Origin of the sequence: Luteibacter sp. 621, assembly GCF_050435445.1 — a bacterium.
Classification (GTDB): domain Bacteria; phylum Pseudomonadota; class Gammaproteobacteria; order Xanthomonadales; family Rhodanobacteraceae; genus Luteibacter.
Genome location: NZ_JBNDKI010000030.1, coordinates 37,733 through 44,552 on the forward strand (window position 1 = coordinate 37,733; position 6,820 = coordinate 44,552).

Annotated in this window: 5 protein-coding genes; 3 read left to right on the forward strand and 2 right to left on the reverse strand. The window is 65.0% G+C overall.

The window, feature by feature from the left end; translation table 11 throughout:
• Nucleotides 1–114: 114 nt before the first annotated feature.
• Nucleotides 115–1,140, reverse strand: a complete 1,026-nt coding sequence (glk, locus tag ABIE56_RS21740; RefSeq protein ID WP_429245902.1) for a glucokinase — start codon at nt 1,138–1,140, stop codon at nt 115–117.
• A 366-nt stretch (nt 1,141–1,506) separates the two neighbouring features.
• Here glk and ABIE56_RS21745 point away from each other — a divergent pair, with 366 nt between their 5' ends.
• From ABIE56_RS21745 to proP, 3 genes are all read left to right on the forward strand, one after another.
• A complete protein-coding gene (locus ABIE56_RS21745) occupies nt 1,507–2,796 on the forward strand; it encodes a sugar MFS transporter (protein WP_429245898.1) in 1,290 nt (429 codons plus the stop codon).
• A gap of 65 nt (nt 2,797–2,861) precedes the next feature.
• Nucleotides 2,862–3,890: a LacI family DNA-binding transcriptional regulator gene (locus ABIE56_RS21750; protein ID WP_429245899.1), complete on the forward strand. Its 1,029-nt coding sequence runs from the start codon at nt 2,862–2,864 to the stop codon at nt 3,888–3,890.
• A gap of 281 nt (nt 3,891–4,171) precedes the next feature.
• The gene (proP, locus tag ABIE56_RS21755; RefSeq protein WP_429245900.1) at nt 4,172–5,662 is read left to right on the forward strand and encodes a glycine betaine/L-proline transporter ProP; all 1,491 of its coding nucleotides are present in this window, start codon (nt 4,172–4,174) and stop codon (nt 5,660–5,662) included.
• 111 nt (nt 5,663–5,773) lie between these two features.
• On the opposite strand, the gene ABIE56_RS21760 is transcribed toward proP, so the two are convergent.
• Nucleotides 5,774–6,625 carry an EamA/RhaT family transporter gene (locus ABIE56_RS21760; protein ID WP_429245901.1) on the reverse strand — a complete coding sequence of 284 codons (852 nt, stop codon included), beginning with the start codon at nt 6,623–6,625 and terminating at the stop codon, nt 5,774–5,776.
• Nucleotides 6,626–6,820 lie beyond the last annotated feature (195 nt).

Below are 6,820 nucleotides of genomic sequence, written 5' to 3' on the forward strand. Positions count from 1 at the left end.
TCCTCCCCTCAGAGGATGTAGCTCCGGCGGGTTTCGCGGCCGCGCCGTGCTTCGTTGCTATCGAAAGGCCTTTCGGCCCGGTTTTTTACTGAGCCTGCGTTCCTTTCCCGCTCATCAATGAGCTATCGAACCGTGCAGGTAGAGACCGGCGGCACCGATCACACCCAACTGTCCGTGGTCCATCAGACGTACCGGCACTTGCTGGAGAAAGGCGCGCATGACGCCCTTGTTGAAAAACCTGTCTGCGAAGCTGCTGGTGGCGAGGTACTCGCGAACCTGGGGCAGGATCCCGCCCGCCAGGAACACGCCACCGCGTGCGCCATAGAGCATGGCGAGGTCGCCGACGAAGCTGCCGAGCAGGCCGCAGAACACATCCAGGGCTTCCACCGCGGCGGGATCGTTCCCGGCGAGGGCGGCCGTGGTGACAGCGGCAGGTTCGGCAAGCGTCGCAGTGGTGCCGCGCAGCGTTGAAATGGCTTTGTAGAGGTTGACGAGGCCGGGGCCGGAGAGGGCGGTCTCGTACGATACGTAGTCACGGCTCTTCGCAAGCTCGGCCAGGATGGCGGCTTCGCGCGGGGTGCCGGGGGCAAGCGAGATCTGGCCGGCTTCGGTGGGCAGCACGGTGGCGTGCGGCGTGCCCGGCAGGAGCACCGCCGAGCCGAGGCCCGTGCCCGGGCCCATCACAAGGATGGGGCCGGCGGCCGGAGCGGCGGCGGTTTCAATGATGGCGGTGGTTTCGTGGTCGCGCAGGAACTGGCAGGCGTAGGCCACTGCCTCGAAATCATTCACCACGCTCAGGCCCGCCAGATGCAGGCTTTCGCGGATATCGCCGATGGAGACCGGCCACGGCAGGTTCTCGTTGACGATGGCATCGCCCAGCACGTAGCCGGCGCTGGCCACCGCGCAGTGCTGCACGGCGAACTGGCCCTCGAGGTGGCCAACGAAATCCTTGAGCACGGCGGTAAGGCTCGGCCAGTCGGCGCAGGCATAACGCTCATAGCGCAGCACCTCGAAGGTGCCCCCAGCCAGCTCGGGACGGACCAGGCCGATACGGGCATGCGTACCGCCCACGTCGGCGGCGATGAACGCCTCCGCACGCGTCGTCCGCACAGCTTCCCGCTTGTTCGCCTGTTCGCCCACGTTTTGCCCCTTGGTTCCCTGCGATGCGGTCACATGAAATTCCTGTGACCCCCTTGTTACGGCCGAGTCTGTGAGCGCGATGACAACGTTGTCAACAGGACAAATGGCTAGGACAGCCAACATCCCATCGTGCACTGCAACAGGAAACGTTTACGACCCGGGCCGGTATCCGGCGAGACCTTGCGCCACAAGACCTTTTGGAACGATTGAAGGCGCAGGATCAGGCGCTTGCGGCGCCGCGACATCGAAAGTCATGGCGAAACGGCAGCCCACGGCCCGGGCGCATCACGCGGATTGACAACGTTGCTCGCACGAGTCAATAAAGGGACAAAACTGCGGCACCAAACATCCAAAGGGGAGCAACCCATGTCGTCCACCACGGCCGCCGTCGGCGAGACGCGCCATTCGAGCGTCGGGCCGATGATCATCATCGGCATCCTGTTTTTCATCTTCGGCTTCGTCACCTGGCTCAATGGCCCGCTGATCACCTTCGTGAAGCTGGCCTTCAACCTGGATGACGTGGGCGCGTTCCTCGTACCCAGCGCGTTCTACCTGTCGTACTTTTTCCTCGCCCTGCCCGCCTCCCTGATCCTGAAGAAGACCGGCATGAAGAAGGGCATGGGCCTTGGCCTGTTCGTCATGGCGATCGGCGCGGCCACGTTCGGCCAGTTCGTCACCATGCGCGTGTACCCGGGCGCGCTCACCGGCCTGTTCATCATCGGCGCCGGCCTGTCGCTGCTGCAGACCGCTTCAAACCCGTACATCTCGGTGCTGGGCCCGATCGATAGCGCCGCGCAGCGCATCGCGTTCATGGGTATCTGCAACAAGATCGCCGGCGCGCTGGCCCCGTTCGTGTTCGGCTGGGTGGTGATGAGCAACATCGGCGGCTTCGACAGGCAGATCGCCGCCGCCGGCTCGCCGGAAGAGAAGGAGGCCCTGCTCAACGCGTTCGCCGCGAAGGTGCACATGCCTTACCTGGCCATGGCCGGCCTGCTGGTGGTGCTGGCGATCTGGGTGGTGCGCTCGTCGCTGCCGGAGATCCGGGCCTCCACCGATAACTCCGAGCGTGCCATCGGTCACGGCAAGGGCGGCATTTTCAGCTTTCCGCACCTGTGGCTCGGCGTGCTGTGCCTGTTCGTTTACGTGGGCGTGGAAGTAATGGCGGGCGACGCCATCGGCACCTACGGCCAGGGCTTCGGCATGACGCCGGAAGACACCAAGCACTTCACCTCGTACACGCTGTTCGCCATGCTGATCGGCTACGTCGCCGGTCTGGTGCTGATCCCGAAAGTGATCTCGCAGCACAAGTACCTGGCTATCTCGGCCGTGCTCGGCGTGCTGTTCTCGATCGGTACGTATGCCACCACCGGTTACACCTCCGTGGCCTTCGTGGCCGCGCTGGGTTTCGCCAACGCCATGATGTGGCCGGCGATCTTCCCGCTCGCCATCAAGGGCCTGGGCAGCCTGACCGAGTTCGGCTCGGCCCTGCTGATCATGGGCATCGCCGGTGGCGCCATCATCCCGCAGCTGTTCGCCCACCTGAAGCAAGGCCACGACTTCCAGCTCGTGTTCCTGGCCATCATGGTGCCGTGCTACCTGTACATCCTTTATTACGGCGCGGCAGGCCATAAGGTCGGCCAGCACGTCAAGGACTGACGCCCCATCTTCGCTCGGTGACGGCCATCCGCTAGGATGGCCGTCTTGCTATCGAGGGTCGTGATTTGCGTAGCCCCACCATCAAGGACGTGGCCGAGCGGGCCGGCGTGTCGCTCAAGACCGTCTCCCGCGTCATCAACCACGAACCCTCCGTGCACGCCCGCACCCGCGACAAGGTGCAGCGCGCTATCGAGGCATTGGATTACCAGCCCGACCAGGCCGCGCGCAGCCTGCGCAGCTCGCGTACGTACGCGCTGGGCCTGGTTTATGACAACCCCAATGCGCACTACGTGATCGCCATGCAGAACGGCGTTCTTTCGGTGTGCCGGGAACGCGGGTTTGGCCTGCAGATCCACCCGTGCGATTCATCCGCCACGCGCCTTGCCGAGCAGCTCGGTGACCTGGTGCGGCGCAACCGTCTTGCAGGCCTTGTACTGTGCCCGCCCATGTCGGAACAACCGCAGTTGCTGGCCACGCTGACCGAACAAAACGTGCCCTTCGTGCGGATCATTTCCGCACGGCAGGATCCGAAGGATGGCTGGCCCTGCGTGTTCGTCGATGACCGCGACGCGGCCTACGCGATCACCGAGCACCTGATCCAGCTCGGCCACCACCGCATTGGTTTCCTGTGGGGCGGCAAGGAGCACCGCTCCAGCCCCGAGCGCTACCAGGGCTACGAGGATGCGCTGCGCGAGTACGGTATCGATATTGATCCGGCGCTTGTGGTTGAGGGCGATTACTCCTTCGACGATGGTTTCCGCGGTGCACGCAAGCTGCTTGCCCTGAGGAACCCGCCTACCGCGATCTTCGGCTCCAACGATGAGATCGCCGCGGGCGTGCTTGCCGCCGCACGGTCGGGTGGCGTCGATGTGCCGTGGGAGCTTTCCATCGCCGGTTTCGAGGACAGCCCGTTCTCCAAGCAAAGCTGGCCCGCGTTGACCACCGCACGGCAGAACACCGAGGAGATCGGCCGCCACGCGGCACAGCGCCTCATCGCCGAAATCGAACGCGATGGCGGCGCACCACCCATCGACAACGAAGGCTTCAGCCCCGACCTGGTGGTGCGCGGCTCCACCGCCCCCCGCCGGCTGTAACCCTGTAGGAGCGCGCTTGCGCGCGATAGGTGCTTGCTGTGACGTTGGATCGCGCCCAAGCGCGCTCCTACATAGCCTTAACGCGTGATTTGTTAATCTTTTCGGGATATCCACCGTGCGCGCCGCTTGTGCGTGCCTTATGCGGTGGGTATCCCGCGTGTCCCCCGTGAGCGGACCGCGCCGAGCGCCGCGTTCCGCGTTGCGCATCCCTATCTCCAGGACGGTTGGTTCCGGCCACGCGTTTGCGTGCCTGCACGTCCGCGCGAACAGGAGCACGCACCATGCAAGGATCCGCCGGGCACGATGCCCATTTCGGATGGTTCACCCGCCGCCGCAAACATCTCAAGCCCGATGACCTGACCATCGTGGATCAATCCATGTTGAAGCGTGCCGTGGGCGCTGCTGCGCTGGGCAATGCCATGGAGTGGTTCGACTTTGGCGTGTACGGCTACCTCGCCGTCACCCTGGGCCACGTGTTCTTCCCGGGCAGCAACCCCACCGCGCAGGTCATCGCCACGTTCGCGACATTCACCGTCGCGTTCCTCGTGCGGCCGATCGGTGGTCTCGTGTTTGGCCCGCTGGGCGATCGCTTCGGGCGCCAGCGTGTCCTCGCCGCGACCATGATCATGATGGCGCTGGGCACGTTCGCCATCGGCCTGATCCCGTCATACGACCGCATTGGTTTGTGGGCGCCCGTACTACTCCTTTTAGCGCGTCTGCTGCAGGGCTTTTCCACCGGTGGCGAGTACGGCGGCGCGGCCACGTTCATCGCCGAATATTCCACCGATGCACGCCGTGGGCAGATGGGCAGCTGGCTCGAGTTCGGCACGCTGGGTGGCTACATTGCCGGCGCGGGTGTCGTCACGGCGCTGACCATGCTGCTGGGTAACGACGACATGCTCGCGTGGGGTTGGCGCGTACCGTTCCTCGTGGCAGGGCCGCTGGGTTTGCTCGGCTTGTACATGCGTATGAAGCTGGAGGAAACACCGGCATTCAAGGCACATGCCGAGGCGATGGAAGCCGCTGGCGATACGCCACGCATCGGCTTGATGGAACTGGTGTCCGTGCATGGCTCGCAATTGCTGAAGTGCATCGGCCTGGTACTGGTGTTCAATGTCACCGATTACATGCTGCTGACGTACATGCCGAGCTACCTCACCGTGACCCTGGGTTACAGCGAGGCCAAGGGCCTGCTGCTGATCCTGATCGTCATGCTGGTCATGATGCCGCTGAACGTTCTGGGTGGCCGCTTCAGCGATCGCTTCGGACGCCGGCCCATGATCATCGGTGCGTGCGCGGCGATGTTCATCCTCGCCATCCCATGCATGCTGCTGGTAGGCACCGGGAACGATGCGTGGATCTTCACCGGCCTGATGCTGCTCGGCGTGGCCCTGGTGTGTTTCACCAGCACCATGCCGGCGACGCTACCCGCGCTGTTCTACACACCGGTGCGCTACAGCGCACTGTCGATCGCGTTCAACGTTTCGGTGTCGTTGTTCGGCGGCACCACGCCACTGGTCACCGCATGGCTGGTGGAACGCACCGGCGATCCGCTGGTGCCCGCGTACTACCTGATGGGCGCCGCCGTCATCGGCGTGATCACCATGCTGTTCGTCACCGAAACCGCCGGGCTGCCGCTGCGCGGCTCACCGCCGGCCGTGGCCGATCATGCGGAAGCCAAAGAGCTGCTGGCGAGCGATGCACCGCTGACGGTGGATGAAGCATTGCCCGCGCTGCCGGAAGACACCGCGAGCGATCCGACGCCAGCGTAGACACGCACACAGCAGCGTTACCTCACTTTTGTAGGAGCGCGCTTGCGCGCGATCCGGTCTTGCCGCAAGCACCCATCGCGCGCAAGCGCGCTCCTGCAGACAGCGATTCGATTAGCGCGCCGTCATCACGGCGATGGCCGCGATAGCAAGGGCGATGCCCGCCCAGTTCACCAGGGAGAGCTTTTCGCGAAAGCCCACGGCGCCCGCCAGGGTACCCAGCACGACCACACCCACGTTCATCGACGCGAACACCAGCGAAGGATCGTTGGGCAACATCTGGTGGCCTCGCACGTAGAACAGGATATTGGCGAAGTTGAACGCACCAAGCAGGACGCCGAAGCCGATGCTGCGTACGGTAATCGCCGCCTTGCCAGACGCCGCGCGCACAAGCGCCACGATCCAGCACAGCACCAGCGCGATAAGAAACGAGCCGAAAAGGCCGGCGGCAAACGATGCGCCCGCCTTCGCGACGAGCTTGAAGCAAATATCGATCGCACCAAAACCGGCGAAGACGAGCAGGGGAGCCCACCAGCTGCCTGCCTCTGCCTTGCCCTTGGGCTTGCGCCACAGTACGCAGAGCACGGCGACCAGCGCGATGCCAATTCCCAAGGCCTTCTGCCCGGTGAGCACATCGCCCAGGAACACGAAGGCCGCGAACAACGAGACGAACAGTGAGAGCCGCTGCGCGACATCGGTGCGCACGATGCCGGCCATGCGCACGGAATGGGCGAGCACGACAAAGATAGCGGGAAGCAGGATGCCCAGTGCGATGAGCGGCGGCCAGGTGGCCTTGGCCGCCAGCACGGCCTGCGGCGTGGCACCCAACAGCTGCCACGCCAGCAGCGAGGCCACCACGTAGTTCGTGGCCACGGCCTGGACAATATCGATACCCGCGCGGCGGGCGAGCTTCAGCAGTACGGAGACCGCGACGCTGAAGAGAACAGCGAGAAAGATGTAAACCATGGGACCGATTTAGCGGTATACGAAGGTGCGAAGCATCGCACGAACCGCGTCCCATTGGCGGCTTCCTGTAGGAGCGGGGGGGGGGGGGGGGGGGGGGGGGGGGGGCGGCCCCCCCGCCCCCCCCCCCCCCCCCCCCCCCCCGCGCGCCGGCGCAGGGGCGGGGGGGGGGGGGGGGTGTGTGGGGGGGGGGCGGGG

Coding starts and splice junctions, on each gene's coding strand:
- ABIE56_RS21760 (WP_429245901.1), bottom strand. CDS start 6,625: ATGGTTTACATCTTTCTCGCTGTTCTCTTCAGCGTCGCGGTCTCCGTA.
- proP (WP_429245900.1), top strand. CDS start 4,172: ATGCAAGGATCCGCCGGGCACGATGCCCATTTCGGATGGTTCACCCGC.
- ABIE56_RS21745 (WP_429245898.1), top strand. CDS start 1,507: ATGTCGTCCACCACGGCCGCCGTCGGCGAGACGCGCCATTCGAGCGTC.